The sequence below is a fragment of the Heliomarina sp. genome (assembly GCF_052826185.1).
Window position 1 is genome coordinate 79,752 of record NZ_JBRBUI010000027.1, and the last position, 15,282, is coordinate 95,033.

Consider the following 15,282-nt stretch of genomic DNA (forward strand, 5'->3'; position numbering starts at 1 on the left):
CCTCGCCCAAAGGGCAAGGCTTGGCTCTCTCAATATCCGCCTAAACCGGCTAAACCGCAGGCTTGGGTTCTTTTTCGACCGCTTCCTCGAACTCGGTGTTGGGCGCTTCCGGATCCGGCGCGCTTGCCGGTTCCTGTGGGGTGGCGATCAGCTCCGCCTCTGCCATGCCCGATGCGTCATCCGGTGCCTCGCCCTCGGTGTCACCGACGATCAACGGCAACATATGCGCCCCGGTGGCTCCGACGTATTCAGCACGCGGCGGTGATTTCCAGCTCAACGTGTCGAGTCCCTCGCAATTGCTGCACACCGGCATCCACTCTGTGTGCACCTGATGGCAATTCTCGCAGACCCATTGCGGGCCGCGCGGCGCATTCAGCGCTTTTGCCAGCCAGCCATGAACCACGGCGTTCGAGGCACCTTCGCCCCGCTCGACAGCGGCCATAAGCGTCAGCGCCCGCGCATCCGCCGTATCCGACGCCGCAAGTTCGCCCAGCGCACGGCGCGCCTCGGGGAAATCCTCGGCCACGATGTTGAGTTCAGCCAAAAGCAGACGGGTCTCGGGGTGATCCGGATGAATCTTGGTCAGAACCGTAAACCGCTTCAGACGTTCAGTCGGTGTCTCGTCGGGCTCAAGCGCCGCAAACGCCGCCGCAAGGTCGGGATGTGGCTGTGCGTCCCAAGCCTTACGCAGGATACGCACGGCCTTTTTGGGCTGGCCCTTGGAAAGATAGGATTTCGCTGCCAGCGCCGCCGCAGGCACAAGATCGGGCGACAGGCGATTGGCCTCGATCACCTGTTCGCGCGCTTCGATGCTGCTGGTATCGTCCAAAAGCTCCTTGGCTTCGGAAAGCGCCAGCACAGCTTCGCGTCGCGTATAGATGTCACGCGGCAGGGCCCCGGATTTCAACTTGGCTGTCAGCGTGCTCCGGGCACCCGCCCAGTCATGCGCCTGCGCCTGAAGCCGCAAGAGAACGTCCTGCGTTTCCTCGTGCTTGGGCTTCAGTTCAAACGCTTTCTCTGCCAGCTTGCGCGCGGTTTCGGTATCGCCCTCCGCCAGCTTCTGTTTCATGATCCCGCGCACGCCGACGAACCGGGTCGCATCGTGGGTGATCAGCTTCTTGTAGGTCTCGGTCGCCTTGCGCGTATCGCCAGTCATCTCGGCGGCCTGCGCCGTTATCAGGTTGGTCAGTTCCGGCTTTTGCAAATAACGCTCGGCTTTCGCGGCCTTCGACATGGCAAGCCGACCCTCGCCCGAGGCCAGCGCCATCAGCCCGTCAGCCAGCGCCTGATACCCTTTCCGCTCGCGCCCCTTGTCGAAATAACGCGAAATCGCGGTTTCATCCCCGTTCAGGAACCGCAGCGTCGCCACCAGAAGCGACAGGATTTTCAGCAACACCCATACGGCCACGATAAGAACGATAGCCGCGATCACCGACTGAAGCGGCCCCAGCGTATACTCCATCCCGGCAACCGTGATCTGAAGACCGCCACTGGTCTCCAACAACATTGCCGCGCCCCAGGCAAGAACGGCAACCAGGGCAACAAAAAACAGGATCTTGATCAATGACCAAATCATAACGGGTCCTTCAATTCGATGTTGCGCTGACAGTAAGCCCGTCTGCGGCGGTCATGGCATCTGCACGAGCGCGCGCATCGGCGGTCCACTGGGACATGGCGCCTTTGGCCTCTTCGGGCAGCGTTTCAATTTCTTCGATTGCGGTTTGCAGGTTGCCGTCCATCACAGCGGCCTCGGCCCGCGACAGGATCGCGTCCGGATCACTGCCCTCACGCGGTTCCACCGACCTTGCACCAAGCTGTCGTTGCAGGAATGCACCCAGCCCCGTTTCCGTACCGACCTGACTTGAACGCACATCGGCAAGCGCGTTGCGGGCAGCGCCCGGGAATGCGGCCTGCAACTCAGAGAGCGTCGGTACACCGGTCTCGGCCGACGAAGTCAATGCCTCAGGCAGCTCCACACCAGCATCGGAAACCTCCTGCGCCACATCCGCATAAGGCAGCCCGTTGCTCACCGCCGATTGAAGCCGCGCAATCGCTGCCAGCGCATTGGCCTGACGTGCCTGCTCGGCGGATTGAGCATCCATTTCGCGCGCCTCGGCAACAAGGGCCTCGACCTCTTCGCGCTGAGTGGCCATCGCCTGCTGGAGGCGGTTCAGCTCATCTTCATAGGCCGCAATCGCGCTTTCAGATAAGGCATCATTGATCGGCGCTTTTTCAATTTCCGTCACACGCGACTGCAACCCGTCAATCGTTGAACTCAACTCGTCGATACGACTGGATATCGCGCCCAGGTCATCGCCAATACCCGCAACCTGCGCGTCCACTGCCGACGTATCCGGCGGCGGCAGATTGTCTACGTCTTGGCGCAAGGCTTCGATGTCGCTCTGCTGACCATCGACACGGGCGCTAAGATCTTCGACCATCCCGGCGTCACGGCTGCTCTGCAGAGAAGGCGGCAGGATTGGGTCAATCAGGTCCGCACGCGCCGCAAGGAAACCAAGAACGGCGGCCACAATCCCACCCAGCAACGCCGGGAAAAATCCTCCGCGCCGTTCCACAACCGTCTGTGTCGGTGCGGGAGCAACAGGTTCACGCGTCGGTTCGCTATGAGCCGACCCTTCGGTATCCGGGACGACAGGATCGGGCTCCGCTTCGGTTTCATCTGGCGCGAACTCGGTATCCGCAACCGGAACTTCCTCCTGCTCGGTATCCTGTTCGCCGATATCGATAGGGTCGTCGTCGCCAAGCGGCACAGGTTCCGCATCCGCATCGGACTCTGGATCAAACGCGGTATCAGCTACCGGTGCGTCAGGTTTTCCTGGCTCGGTATCCACCTTTTCCTTTGGTTCAGGCATATCGACCGGAGACCCTTCATCCGAAGTCAGGGCATCAACGTCCTGATCCTTGGCGCCCTGTTTGTCTTCATCCGAAATTTTCTTGTCGACCAACGTGCCCCACCCTTTCGAATCTTACCCAATGTCGCAAAGCGCAGAAAAACCCTACTGCGCAAGCATCTAACCCTCAACCCGCATCAAGCGTTCCACCAAACCCGCCACGGACTCGGCAACTTCTTCGGCGTTGGGCCTTTCAACTACGTCCATTGACCCAAAAGCCAAGCCCTTAAAGGGTTCCGCCACGGCCGCGCTCATCGCAACAAGGTGCAGGTTGACCGAAAAACAGGCGGTTTCGACAAATTGTCGCGCAACACGTGGCGAAAAGACAGGCGCGATAACCGGCCGCTCCCCTTTCAACAACCTTATGGCTTCATCGCCAAGGGGCAACAACTTTTGATTGTAAACGATTGCTTCCTGCGTCGGCAGGGAGCATTGGCTCAAACGCTCGGCTATGTTGCCACGGGTATGGCGCCCTCTCAGATGCAACAACGGCGATTCAGGCTGCGAACGGCATAGGTCGGCAACGAGCGAGTCGGCATCCTGCCCGGCCTGACGCGCGTTCCACCCGGCCATAGCCGCCTTTCTCGTTGTCGCCTCGCCGATACAGAACGCGTGCAGATCATGTGCCACGACACTGTCGACCGCATTGGAAGAGGTGAATATCACGCCCTTCACCCGCTCAAAATCAGGCGAAACAGGCAGGCTTTCGATCTCAAGCAGCGGCGCATGGCAGATATCGATACGGCCACGAACCTCCGACGGCAACATCGCTACAAAGCGCTCGGCGCCCTCCCTCGGGCGCGTCATCAGCAAGACAGGGTTCGGCATGATGATCCGAGGCCTCGGGATTGTGAGCGGCGTGGTTGAGTGTTACCTCCGGTCAGGCAATCATGCAACGGAACCTGCGGCATGTCTCAAGACCTCACCGTTCTCGGACTGGAAAGCAGCTGTGACGATACGGCCGCCGCCATCGTGCGCCACTCGGCCGATAAAGGAACCGAAATCCTTGCGTCTGTCGTCTATGGACAGACCGACCTTCACTCGGCCTTTGGCGGGGTCGTCCCCGAAATCGCCGCCCGCGCGCACACCGAAAAGCTGGATATCTCGGTTAGCGAAGCGATGCGGCAGGCCGGCCTCGGCTTTGATGACCTCGACGCCATAGCCGTTACAGCCGGTCCCGGTCTGATCGGCGGTGTTCTGTCCGGTGTCATGTGCGCCAAGGGCCTCAGCGCCTCAACAGGGCTGCCGCTGATCGGAGTCAACCACCTTGTCGGCCACGCGCTTACCCCCCGGATGACAGATGGAATCGCTTATCCCTACCTGATGCTGCTGGTATCCGGCGGGCACTGCCAGTTTCTCATCGCTCATAGTGCGACCGAATTCTCTCGCCTCGGCGGCACGATCGACGATGCACCGGGCGAGGCTTTCGACAAGGTCGCGCGGCTTCTTGGCCTGCCCCAGCCCGGCGGTCCCTCGGTCGAGGCCGAGGCCGCAAAGGGCGACCCCAAGCGTTTCAGAATGCCGCGTCCCCTGCTCGACCGCGACGACTGCAACCTGTCTTTCTCCGGCCTGAAGACAGCTCTCCTGCGCGCCCGCGACCAGATCGTCGCGGAGAAAGGCGGGCTGACAAGACAGGACCGCGCCGATCTCTGCGCCGGTTTCCAGCAGGCGGTGGTCGATGTTCTTTCCGCCAAGCTGGAGCGCGCGCTGGGTGAGTACATGTCCCGCACGAGGACCAAGTCACCGACAGTGGCCGTTGCCGGAGGTGTCGCTGCGAACAAGCAGATCCGGGAAGGATTAGAGACTGTTTGCGCCAGGTTAGGGAGTGTTTTCCTCGCGCCCCCGCTCAGATATTGCACCGACAATGCCGCGATGATCGCTTATGCTGGTATCGAACTCTTCGACAGCGGACATCGCGACGACATGACACTCGCCGCGCGACCCCGCTGGCCATTGGACAAAAGCAGCCCCGCCCTTCTTGGAAGCGGCCGCAAAGGAGCCAAGGCATGACTGTCGCGGTGATGGGATCGGGTGCATTCGGCACCGCCCTCGCCATCGCGCAATCGCATGAAGGCCCAGTCCTCCTGTGGTCACGCTCCGCGGAACAGACAGCGGGCATGCGCAAGACGCGTGAAAACGCCGCCCGCTTGCCGGGACACCTGCTGCCCGACACGATCACACCGACATCAGAGATTTCCGACCTGTCCTCGGCAGATCCCGTTCTGATCGCCGTTCCCATGCAAAAACTGCGGGACGTATTGTCCGAACACCGCTCAGCGCTGGACGGAAAGAACCTTGTCATCTGCTGCAAGGGCATCGAACTATCCACCGGGCTCGGTCCGATCGCCGTCACGCAGGAGGTCATGGAAAAAGGGTCTCCTGCGCTTCTGACCGGGCCAAGCTTTGCCGCAGACATTGCCCGGGGCCTGCCGACGGCCCTGACGCTCGCCTGCGAAAACGCCACGCTCTGCAAGAACCTCCAGACCAGGCTGTCGACCGGAAGCCTCAGGCTGTATCGCACGACAGACACGATGGGCGCGGAAATTGGCGGCGCACTCAAGAACGTCATGGCCATCGCCTGTGGCGCCGTCATCGGCGCACAGCTTGGCGACAGTGCCCGCGCCGCCCTGATGACCCGCGGCTATGCCGAGATGGTCCGTTTCGCCGTGGCTCGCGGCGGGCAGGCGGATACCCTGGCCGGTCTCTCGGGCTTCGGCGATCTTGCCCTCACCTGCAGTTCCGATCTGTCACGGAATTATCGGCTTGGCCTCTCAATCGGTCGCGGTGAAGAGTTCGACCCCTCGATCACGGTCGAAGGTGCGGCAACCGCCCGCGCCATCCTTGCCAACATGGCCGATATCGACATGCCGATCACCCGGGCCGTGGTAACGCTGATCGACCAGAAACAGACCCTAAACCAAGTGATTTCAGAACTTTTGTCCCGCTCGCTCAAGGAAGAATAGACGGGCAACGCCACATAACCGGAGGTCTCATGGCATACTGGCTTTTCAAATCGGAACCCTCGACATGGAGCTGGCAAGACCAGCAGGACAAGGGCGAGGAAGGCGAGGAATGGGATGGCGTGCGCAACTACCAAGCCCGCAATTTCATGCGAGAGATGAAACTTGGCGACAGGGGGTTCTTTTACCACTCTCAAACGGAAAAGGCAGTTGTGGGCATTGTCGAAGTCTGCGCCGAAAGCCATCCGGATAGCACGACGGATGACGAACGTTGGGAATGCGTGGACATAAAGGCTGTTCGATCGTTTAAAGAACCGGTCACACTGGATCAGATCAAGGCCGAGGAATCGCTCGCCGAAATGATCCTCGTGAAAAACTCACGCCTCTCGGTTCAGCCGGTGACCGATACGGAATGGAAACGCGTCTGCGAAATGGGCAAAACCGATCCGTGAGGCAGAATTGAAAAGAGGGCCCGGCCACAGCCGGAACCCTCTGTCACCCACGTGCTCCCTACGCACCACACGTGTAACTTGAAACTGGTTCCGACCGTCCTGGTCTGTGATCGTAGTACCCCAACCGGTGCCACATGGCAAAACAATTGCCCGTAGGATAAGACGCAAATTGTATCGGTTGGGGCCTTAATTCGTTCAGGCGTAGACGGATTCTTTTCCGAAATGCTTGGTCAGCATGTAATAAACCACGGCCCGATACTTGTTGCGTTCGGATTGGCCATAAGTTTCGATCACCGAATTCATGGCTGCATCCAATTCCGGTCCGTCGGCAAGTCCGAGCTTCTTGATCAGGAAATTGTTCTTTACCGTTTCCAGCTCACCCGGCTGGCTTGCTGCAACGGTCGAGGAATCGTCATTGTAAATTGCCGGACCGCAGCCGATCACAACCTTGGTCAAAAGATCCATATCCGGGTCCATGCCACATTTCTCTTTGAGATCAGCGGCGTATTTTTCAATCAGCTCGTCTCTTTTTCCCATCGGTCTTGGCCTTTCCAAATTGTTAATACGCGCGAAATCCGGGAAGAGCTCCCGGTTTCGTTAACAGACTAACCGGCGAATTCCCGCATAAGAAGCTAAAACTTTAACGTCTACTCCAGCGGGTATTAACTTTTTGTAAATATGTCATGACAGACCGGGTATCAGAGTCCATCCTTAACAAATGCGGGTCTAACCGCTGAATTCGTGCTCCGTCATTGAATTCCAATCGACGGCGTACGCAACCGGAGGGATGAAATGACATCTGAAACCTATGTCGTCGCCTATGAATGCGTCGAAGATGACGATAGCGTTCTGGATTACGCTATCGCCAGCGCCAAGAAAACAGGGGCCGGACTTCACATTGTGCATATCCTTGAATGGTCGCCCTACACTTTCCTGACTCCCCAAGAGATCGAAGAACGTCACGGGCGGCGGAAGGAAGAACTGACACGCGCCAAAGAAGCCCTGCTTGACCCGGCCATGGCACGCGTCAAGGCGGCGGGTGTGCCCGTCGACGGCGAAATCCGGTACGGGTCGATTGCCGAACTGGTCGTTGCCATCACAAAGGAAGTCAATGGTACCATGATCTACGTGGGCCGCTCAGGTATGCATTCGATCAGTGCCCGCGTGTTCGGCTCTGTCCCGCTGGGGCTGGCCCAGATCGCCCACGTCCCCACCGTCATTGTCCCCTGACCACAGGAGCAGTCTTTCATGCGTTTCAATAAATTATTCCCCGCTCTTGTCGCATCGGTGACGCCAGCGCCGCTGATGGCTCAGAGCCTGGACGAAACCATTAACACGATATTTGCCGACTATACCGGCTGGTACGTATCTTTCATCTTCGCGCCGCTTCCCGGCACCACCTTTTCATGGATCGCCCTCTGGCTCGTCGTCGGCGCCCTGATCTTCACGGGCTACTTCGGGTTCATCCAGCTTCGCGGCTTCACTCACTCCATCCAGCTCGTAAAGGGCGACTACTCCGATCCCCACGACGCCGGGGAGGTCAGCCATTTTCAAGCCCTTGCCACCGCTCTCTCTGGGACCGTCGGCCTCGGTAACATCGCCGGCGTGGCGGTCGCCGTTGGCATCGGCGGGCCGGGCGCAACATTCTGGATGGTCATCGCTGGCATCTTCGGCATGGCGACGAAATTCACCGAATGTACGCTGGGCGTGAAATACCGCAACGAATACCCGGACGGACGGGTTTCAGGCGGCCCGATGTACTATATCACCAAAGGTTTCGCGGAACGCGGGCTTCCCGGCGGCAAGATCCTCGCGATCATTTTCTGCATCTTCACCATCCTCGGCGCCCTTGGCGGCGGCAACATGTTCCAGGCCAACCAGGCACACGCGCAGCTATCGGGCGTCCTCGGGGACTACCCCGGCTGGATCACCGGCATCATCATCGCCATCGTGACTTTCATGGTCATCGTCGGCGGCATCAAATCCATTGCCAGCGTCACCGAAAAGGTCGTGCCTTTCATGGGGATCTTCTATGTTGCCGTGTCGCTTATCATCCTGTTTATGAATTTCGACATGATCGGCTGGGCCTTTGGCCAGATTTTCATGGGTGCTTTCACCGGGCTTGGCGTTGTCGGCGGCTTTACCGGCGCGCTGATCCAGGGTTTCCGGCGCGCGGCATTCTCGAACGAGGCCGGTATCGGTTCGGCCGCCATCGCCCACTCTGCGGTGAAAACCAAGGAACCGGTCACCGAAGGTTACGTCGCCCTGCTTGAACCCTTTATCGATACGGTTGTGATCTGCACCATGACCGCGCTGGTCATCGTGATCACCGGTGTCCTCAACGTCGACCCGGAAACCGGCCTCTACGTCTGGAACGCCGAAGCGGGCCGCATCTCGACCCAAGGCGAAGTCGCAGGGGTCGAACTCACCTCGGCCGCCTTTGCATCGGTCTTCTCATGGTTCCCGGCATTGCTGGCCATCGCGGTGGTCCTCTTTGCCTTCTCCACCATGATCTCGTGGAGCTATTATGGCCTCAAGGCATGGACCTACCTATTCGGCGAAGGTGCCGCGAAAGAGATCGTGTTCAAGGTGATCTTCTGCATCTTCATCGTGATCGGCTCGGCCGCCAATCTCGGGCCGGTGATCGACTTCTCGGACGCCATGTTGTTCTCCATGGCGATCGTGAACATCATCGCGCTCTACCTGCTGATGCCGATCGTGAAACGCGAGCTCAGCAGCTATATCGTCCGGCTCCATTCCGGCGAGATCAAACGGTTCAAGGGCTGATCCAGACCCTGTAAAAGAAAGCCCCGCCGAGATTTCGGCGGGGCTCGTCATTTCAGCACTCAGGCCGAAATCAGTAACGATAGTGTTCCGGCTTGAAGGGGCCTTCCGGCGTAACGCCGATATACGCGGCCTGCTCCGAGCTCAGCTCGCTCAGGCGGACACCGATCCGTTCCAGATGCAGACGGGCAACTTTCTCGTCCAGATGCTTGGGCAGGATGTAGACCTCGTTCTTGTATTCCTCGCCGCGCGTCCACAGCTCGATCTGAGCCAGAACCTGGTTGGTAAAGGAGGCCGACATCACGAAGGACGGGTGACCGGTCGCGTTACCAAGGTTCAGGAGACGCCCTTCGGACAAGAGGATGATCTTGTTGCCCGAGGGCATCTCGATCATGTCCACCTGTTCCTTGATGTTGGTCCACTTGTGGTTCTTCAGGCTGGCAACCTGGATTTCATTGTCAAAGTGGCCGATGTTGCCGACGATGGCCATGTTCTTCATCTCGCGCATATGCTCGATGCGGATCACGTCCTTGTTGCCGGTCGTGGTGATAAAGATGTCGGCACTGTCGATCACGTCCTCAAGACGCACAACTTCGAAACCATCCATCGCGGCCTGAAGCGCGCAGATCGGATCGATCTCGGTCACTTTCACGCGGGCACCGGCACCGGCCAGCGACGCCGCCGACCCTTTGCCCACATCGCCGTAACCGCAGACGACGGCAACCTTGCCGGCCATCATCACGTCGGTCGCGCGGCGGATACCGTCAACCAGCGATTCCTTGCAGCCGTACTTGTTGTCGAACTTCGACTTGGTCACGCTGTCGTTCACGTTGATCGCCGGGAAAGGCAGCTGGCCTTTTTTGTGCAGATCGTAAAGACGGTGAACGCCGGTGGTGGTTTCCTCGGAAACGCCCTTGATCGCATCGCGCGTCTTGGTGAACCAGCCGGGGCTTTCCTTCATGCGCTTCTTTATCTGCGCAAAGATCGCCTCTTCCTCTTCCGAGGTCGGCACTTCGATCAGGTTGGTTTCACCCGCTTCGACACGTGCGCCAAGCAGAACGTAAAGCGTTGCGTCACCGCCATCGTCGAGGATCATATTCGCGCCTTCCGGGAACTGGAAGGATTTGTCGAGGTAATCCCAGTGCTCGACCAGACTCTGTCCCTTTACCGCAAAGACCGGCGTACCACCGGCAGCGATTGCCGCGGCCGCGTGGTCCTGCGTCGAAAAGATGTTGCACGACGCCCAGCGCACATCGGCACCCAGAGCGGTCAGGGTTTCGATCAGAACCGCCGTCTGGATGGTCATGTGCAGCGAACCGACGATCCGCGCGCCTTTCAGCGGTTTGCTCTCGCCGTATTCTTCACGCAGTGCCATCAGGCCCGGCATTTCGGTTTCGGCGATATCAAGCTCTTTGCGCCCGTAATCGGCGAGGTTGATGTCCTTGACGGCATAATCTTGGGTCACGATGGGAAACTCCTATGATTTTGAGCGCATTTACCATCACCACCCAAAAGGCGCAACGTGACAGGGTGATCACCTTTAACGAAGACCTAATCAATCCGGGTTTCACGCGCTTCGGGCTGGACGAGCGCATTGGTTTTGGGCAGTAAACCGGGACTCCCCTTGTCTGACCGAGAGCCATGATGAAACCTCCCCGCGCCTGGCAACGCATGCTGTCCGGCCGTCGCCTTGATCTGCTTGATCCGACGCCCGTGGACATCGAAATCGAAGACATCGCCCATGGTCTGGCCTTTGTCGCGCGCTGGAACGGACAGACAAATGGCGATTTCGCCTACTCCGTTGCGGAACATTCGCTTCTGGTCGAAGTGCTGTTTCGCCGCATTGCGCCCAAGGCGCCTCCGAAATGGCAACTGGCCGCGCTTTTACACGACGCGCCTGAATACGTGATCGGTGACATGATCTCTCCGGTGAAAGCAGCTGTCGGTCCCGGTTACAAAGATCTCGATATCCGTCTGACCTCGGCCATCCACATCCGTTTCGGCCTGCCTGCGGCCATCCCCGCCAGCGTGAAACGTCAAATCAAGAAGGCCGACAACATCAGCGCATGGATGGAGGCAACAAGCATCGCAGGCTTTACCGAGGCCGAGGCGAACAAGTTCTTTGGCAAGCCGGATCAGGCTCTAATAGGCGATTTGACTATAGTTTTGCGACCCCCCGTCGAAACCCGTCGGGATTTTACGCAGAGATACGAGGAACTTTCGCAACAGCTTGGCTAGGTCGCTTTCCTCGCCCGGCGCGCCGCGCGTATCCGGTTACGCTTGTACTTCGGCAATTCCTCAAGCGCGTTCTTACCGGTCAGCTTCTTGGCGGCGAAAAGCGCCTGCCGCTCCTCGTCGCTCAGCGCCTCCCATCCCGCCGCATCGCGGATAAAACCGCCCTCGGCCAGCATGGCGCCGATCCTCTGCAAATCCAGCTCACCAAAGGACAGCCGATTGGACTTCTTCTTGTCGGTCGCCTTGACCCATTCGCTGCGCAGCGCCTCGATCATCAGCGGTTCGCGCCCGCAAAAATGCGTGACATTCGACTGCAGCAGGTTATTGGCCGAGGATTTGCGCCGCAAGACAATGGCCAAAGATTGATCCGCGCGCCCAACCATCGCAAACAGGTGAATGGCCGAACCATCCGCCGCCACGATCTGCTTTGCCGCCTTGTAGCGTGCGATCTGCGTTGCCATGTCATGCCGTTGCGGATGAAAAATCTCGTAGCCTTCGCTTGCCAAAAGCTCTTCCATACGCTCTTCGCCCAGCAAACCGCCCTTCCCGACGCCCAGCGCAGAGCGCGAGATGTAAATCTTTTCCGGCCCCTCCGCCGCGATATCCGCAGCGAACCGATTATGAACCGCCTGCCGGAACGCCTCCGTCCCCGCCGTGATCCGCCCAAGGCCAAACCCCTGCCCCGGCACCACCAGCTCTTCGACGCTGGCCGGGTCCGTCACAACCCGGACCGGCATCTCCGGGGCCATCAACTGGATGAAATCCTTGTGAAATCCCCGGACCGCGTCGCCCGCGCGTGGCCGTCTTGGCATGAACAGGATGCCGTCAACAGGCTGTTCCAACTGATCGAGTGCCCACAATCGAGCGCTGCTTTCCACAAGGAAATGTCCGAAATGCGCCCAGAGCACGCCGCCCCATAGCCAGCGCCCGGGGAGCGGCTCGGTCCGCTCCGGCATTTCCGGTGCGACGGTCAGGGCGCGAAATTTCCGCCACAGCGCCCCATGGGCGCAATAAGCACCATCCTCGGACAAAATTCCCGCCGGTTGGATAAAGTCGCCCTTGAGCGGCGGCACCACAATGGCACGTTTCAAAGTCACGATCTCTTCTGACCATCCGCCCGTCGGTTCAGGCTGGCTGCCCAGCGCCCCCAAAGGCAGATCGCCCCCGGACACAGGCTCTAACGCGGACTTCTTTTGGCAAGTATGCGTTGCAGGGTCCGGCGGTGCATGTTCAGCCGCCGCGCCGTTTCGCTCACGTTGCGATCGCAAAGCTCATAGACGCGCTGGATATGTTCCCAGCGCACCCGGTCAGCGCTCATCGGATTTTCCGGCGGCGGCGGCAGTTCATCCGTCTTCGCCAGAAGCGCATTGGTGATGTCGGTCGCATCCGCCGGTTTCGACAGGTAATCCGTCGCCCCGATCTTGACCGCCGCCACAGCAGTGGCAATCGCGCCGTACCCGGTCAGCACCACGACCCGGCTGTCGGGCCGCTTTTCCCGCAGAACTTCGACCACATCCAGCCCGTTGCCATCCTCAAGCCGCAAATCAACGACCGCATAGGCCGGCGGACGGGCTGTCGCGATGGCACGCCCGGCAGCAACAGAACCCGCCATTTCGACTTCAAAGCCACGCTTTTCCATCGCCTTGGCCAGCCTGCGCAGGAAAGGCTCGTCATCGTCGAGCAAAAGCAAAGACCGGTCAGGACCAAGCTCATGCGGGTCAACGGTTGCCATGCGGGTTCCTCCGGCATTTGTTCTTTATTTTACATACTATGAAGACCGGCATCGAAAAGGTCAAACCAGCGATTCGCCTACAGGTTGTCTATGATGCAGGCGGTCTTTTCGGCCATATCCTCGGCGCTCAGATCCCGGCGAAAGAATTCGATGAACCCGTTCTCTGGCGTCATCAGGTAGGTAAAGGTCGAATGATCGACGAGGTAGAATTCGCCCTCGTCCTTATGCGCGTTGTAATAGGCCTTGTAGGTCTGGCTGACATTCTTGATCTGCTCTGCCGAACCGGTCAGGCCGATCATCCGCTCATGCAGGTTGTCGGCAAAGTCACCAACGACTTCGGGCGTATCCCGATCTGGATCAACGGTGATAAAAACCGGCGTCACGCCATAACCGGCGTCCTGTAGCAGATCGACTGCATCTGCGTTGCGCGCCATGTCCATCGGGCAGACATCCGGACAGAAAGTATAGCCGAAATAGACCAGCGACGGTTCGGTGATCACCTCCGTATCGGTCACCGTCTCACCCGATGCATTCACCAGCTCGAAAGGACCGCCAATCTGGGCCGAGCCACCCGCGACCTGACCAACCCCGCAAGATGCCAGCGGATTGTCGTTGCGCGCATACACGGTGTAAAGCCAGGTACCGCCCACGACGGCAACCAGAACGGCCGCTCCGAGAAATGCAAAATAGCGGCGCATCGTGATTATCCTCTGGCTCATGATTGTTGATCGTTCCGGCGTGGACACCTATCAACATATTTAGCCGCCGCAACAGACGTAAGGTCACGCATGTTCAATTCTTCCGGCGCCATTCTCCACGGGCAGGAACGCAGCAACTGGATCCGTCTGCGCACGCTGATCTTTCTGCGCTGGGTCGCCATCGTTGGGCAGCTTGCCGCGATCACCGTGTCGCAGCAGATGTACAACCTGCAACTCGAATTCGGTCTGTGCTACCTCGCCATCGGGGTCTCGGTCGTCGGCAACCTGATTGCGATTTTCGTCTTTCCGGAAAACAAGCGCCTGAATGAGACAGAGAACTTCATGATGGTTCTCTTCGACCTGCTTCAGCTTTCTTTCCTGCTTTACCTGACCGGCGGGCTGAACAACCCCTTTGCCATGCTGATGCTGGGCCCGGTTACGATTTCCGCCAGCGTTCTGGGCCTGCGCTCGACGATATTGATCGGCGGTTGCGCGATCATGCTGGTGACGATGCTGGCGGTCAATCACCTCCCCCTCGTCACCGAAAGCGGCGAGGTACTGCGCCTGCCGGACATGTTCGTCTTTGGCAACTGGGCCGCGATCACCATCGCAACACTCTTCATGGGCGCTTATTCCCGTCGCGTCAGTTCAGAGATGCATTCCATGTCCGACGCGCTTGCCGCGACGCAAATGGCCCTCGCCCGTGAACAAAAGCTGACTGACCTTGGCGGTGTGGTTGCGGCCGCGGCGCATGAACTGGGCACACCACTTGCCACGATAAAACTCACCAGCGCCGAACTCTTCGAGGAACTGGATGACCGCCCCGACCTGCGCGAGGATGCCCAGCTTATCCGCGAACAGGCCGACCGGTGTCGCGACATCCTGCGCAACATGGGCCGGGCCGGTAAGGATGACCTGCATCTGCGTCAGGCACCTCTCAGCGCCGTGCTCAATGAAGCCGCCGAACCGCATATGGATCGCGGCAAGGAAATCATCTTCGAAGAACACCCCGGCTCGGGCACCGCGTTTCAGCAGCCTTCGATCCTGCGCAAACCCGAGGTTATCCACGGCTTGCGCAACCTCGTGCAGAACGCTGTCGATTTCGCCCGAACCACCGTCTGGTTGGAATCCAGCTGGAACGAGAACTTCATCTCGATCCGTATCATGGACGACGGCCGTGGTTTTCCGCCGCAGACCATCGGCCGCATCGGCGATCCCTTCATGCGCCGCAGACGTCAGGAAACCGACCGGCCCTCCCGCCCAGGGTACGAAGGCATGGGCCTTGGCCTCTTCATCGCAAAGACACTTCTGGAACGTTCCGGCGCCGAGCTTCGCTTTGCAAACGGGCCGGAATGGACGGGCGACGTTCCCGTAATGGCAAACCGTACCGGTGCCATTGTCGAAGTCCGCTGGCCACGCCGCAGCATCGACGCCCGCGCCGGCGATAATATCGTACCTCTGGGACAGAACCGGCCTATCGAGACGTGAGGCTCAGATAATCTTGGCCGG

At 59.4% G+C, this 15,282-nt stretch carries 16 protein-coding genes; 8 read left to right on the plus strand and 8 right to left on the minus strand.

Annotated features, from left to right (window positions below):
* Positions 1-49: 49 nt before the first annotated feature.
* From ACU0FH_RS09195 to ACU0FH_RS09205, 3 genes are all read right to left on the minus strand, one after another.
* Positions 50-1,576 (minus strand): heme biosynthesis HemY N-terminal domain-containing protein, encoded by a 1,527-nt coding sequence (locus ACU0FH_RS09195; protein ID WP_446194334.1) that lies wholly within the window; start codon positions 1,574-1,576, stop codon positions 50-52.
* Between the two features lie 10 nt (positions 1,577-1,586).
* Positions 1,587-2,966 carry a COG4223 family protein gene (locus ACU0FH_RS09200; RefSeq protein ID WP_446194335.1) on the minus strand — a complete coding sequence of 460 codons (1,380 nt, stop codon included), beginning with the start codon at positions 2,964-2,966 and terminating at the stop codon, positions 1,587-1,589.
* Between the two features lie 66 nt (positions 2,967-3,032).
* Positions 3,033-3,740, minus strand: coding sequence for a uroporphyrinogen-III synthase (locus ACU0FH_RS09205; RefSeq protein ID WP_446194336.1), 708 nt, complete (start codon positions 3,738-3,740; stop codon positions 3,033-3,035).
* 81 nt (positions 3,741-3,821) lie between these two features.
* Between ACU0FH_RS09205 and tsaD the strand changes: the two genes are divergently transcribed.
* Genes tsaD through ACU0FH_RS09220 form a run of 3 tightly spaced genes read left to right on the plus strand, consistent with a single transcriptional unit; the run spans position 3,822 to position 6,324 of the window.
* Complete coding sequence (gene tsaD, locus ACU0FH_RS09210; protein WP_446194337.1) at positions 3,822-4,922, plus strand: tRNA (adenosine(37)-N6)-threonylcarbamoyltransferase complex transferase subunit TsaD; 1,101 nt, start codon at positions 3,822-3,824, stop codon at positions 4,920-4,922.
* Complete coding sequence (locus tag ACU0FH_RS09215; RefSeq protein ID WP_446194338.1) at positions 4,919-5,875, plus strand: NAD(P)H-dependent glycerol-3-phosphate dehydrogenase; 957 nt, start codon at positions 4,919-4,921, stop codon at positions 5,873-5,875. The genes tsaD and ACU0FH_RS09215 overlap by 4 nt, the downstream gene beginning before the upstream one ends.
* A 29-nt stretch (positions 5,876-5,904) precedes the next feature.
* On the plus strand, positions 5,905-6,324 hold the full coding sequence (locus tag ACU0FH_RS09220) for an EVE domain-containing protein (RefSeq protein WP_446194339.1): 420 nt from the start codon (positions 5,905-5,907) through the stop codon (positions 6,322-6,324).
* Positions 6,325-6,519: 195 nt separating this feature from the next.
* Here ACU0FH_RS09220 and ACU0FH_RS09225 read toward each other — a convergent pair whose 3' ends face one another.
* Entirely contained in the window at positions 6,520-6,861 is a 342-nt protein-coding gene (locus ACU0FH_RS09225) for a DUF2853 family protein (RefSeq protein ID WP_446194340.1), read from the minus strand.
* A gap of 255 nt (positions 6,862-7,116) precedes the next feature.
* On the opposite strand from ACU0FH_RS09225, the gene ACU0FH_RS09230 reads away from it, so the two are divergent.
* Both ACU0FH_RS09230 and ACU0FH_RS09235 read left to right on the plus strand, forming a co-directional pair.
* Positions 7,117-7,554: a universal stress protein gene (locus tag ACU0FH_RS09230; RefSeq protein ID WP_238372171.1), complete on the plus strand. Its 438-nt coding sequence runs from the start codon at positions 7,117-7,119 to the stop codon at positions 7,552-7,554.
* Between the two features lie 18 nt (positions 7,555-7,572).
* A complete protein-coding gene (locus ACU0FH_RS09235; protein ID WP_446194341.1) occupies positions 7,573-9,111 on the plus strand; it encodes an alanine/glycine:cation symporter family protein in 1,539 nt (512 codons plus the stop codon).
* A gap of 70 nt (positions 9,112-9,181) precedes the next feature.
* Here the strand turns inward: ACU0FH_RS09235 and ahcY are convergent, their stop codons facing one another.
* Positions 9,182-10,573 (minus strand): adenosylhomocysteinase, encoded by a 1,392-nt coding sequence (gene ahcY / locus ACU0FH_RS09240; RefSeq protein WP_446194342.1) that lies wholly within the window; start codon positions 10,571-10,573, stop codon positions 9,182-9,184.
* A 14-nt stretch (positions 10,574-10,587) separates the two neighbouring features.
* On the opposite strand from ahcY, the gene ACU0FH_RS09245 reads away from it, so the two are divergent.
* Together ACU0FH_RS09245 and ACU0FH_RS09250 are read left to right on the plus strand one after the other, a co-directional pair.
* The gene (locus ACU0FH_RS09245) at positions 10,588-10,719 is read left to right on the plus strand and encodes a hypothetical protein (RefSeq protein WP_446194343.1); all 132 of its coding nucleotides are present in this window, start codon (positions 10,588-10,590) and stop codon (positions 10,717-10,719) included.
* A gap of 30 nt (positions 10,720-10,749) precedes the next feature.
* Positions 10,750-11,346 carry an HD domain-containing protein gene (locus tag ACU0FH_RS09250; protein ID WP_446194344.1) on the plus strand — a complete coding sequence of 199 codons (597 nt, stop codon included), beginning with the start codon at positions 10,750-10,752 and terminating at the stop codon, positions 11,344-11,346.
* On the opposite strand, the gene ACU0FH_RS09255 is transcribed toward ACU0FH_RS09250, so the two are convergent.
* The 3 genes from ACU0FH_RS09255 to ACU0FH_RS09265 all read right to left on the minus strand — a co-directional run bounded on the left by ACU0FH_RS09255 (position 11,343) and on the right by ACU0FH_RS09265 (position 13,773).
* Positions 11,343-12,440, minus strand: coding sequence for a glycosyltransferase 61 family protein (locus ACU0FH_RS09255; protein WP_446194345.1), 1,098 nt, complete (start codon positions 12,438-12,440; stop codon positions 11,343-11,345). The genes ACU0FH_RS09250 and ACU0FH_RS09255 overlap by 4 nt on opposite strands.
* Before the next feature lie 80 nt (positions 12,441-12,520).
* Complete coding sequence (locus ACU0FH_RS09260) at positions 12,521-13,075, minus strand: ActR/PrrA/RegA family redox response regulator transcription factor (RefSeq protein ID WP_088631757.1); 555 nt, start codon at positions 13,073-13,075, stop codon at positions 12,521-12,523.
* Positions 13,076-13,152: 77 nt separating this feature from the next.
* Complete coding sequence (locus ACU0FH_RS09265; RefSeq protein ID WP_446194580.1) at positions 13,153-13,773, minus strand: SCO family protein; 621 nt, start codon at positions 13,771-13,773, stop codon at positions 13,153-13,155.
* A gap of 90 nt (positions 13,774-13,863) precedes the next feature.
* On the opposite strand from ACU0FH_RS09265, the gene regB reads away from it, so the two are divergent.
* On the plus strand, positions 13,864-15,261 hold the full coding sequence (gene regB, locus ACU0FH_RS09270) for a sensor histidine kinase RegB (RefSeq protein WP_446194346.1): 1,398 nt from the start codon (positions 13,864-13,866) through the stop codon (positions 15,259-15,261).
* Positions 15,262-15,282: the final 21 nt, after the last annotated feature.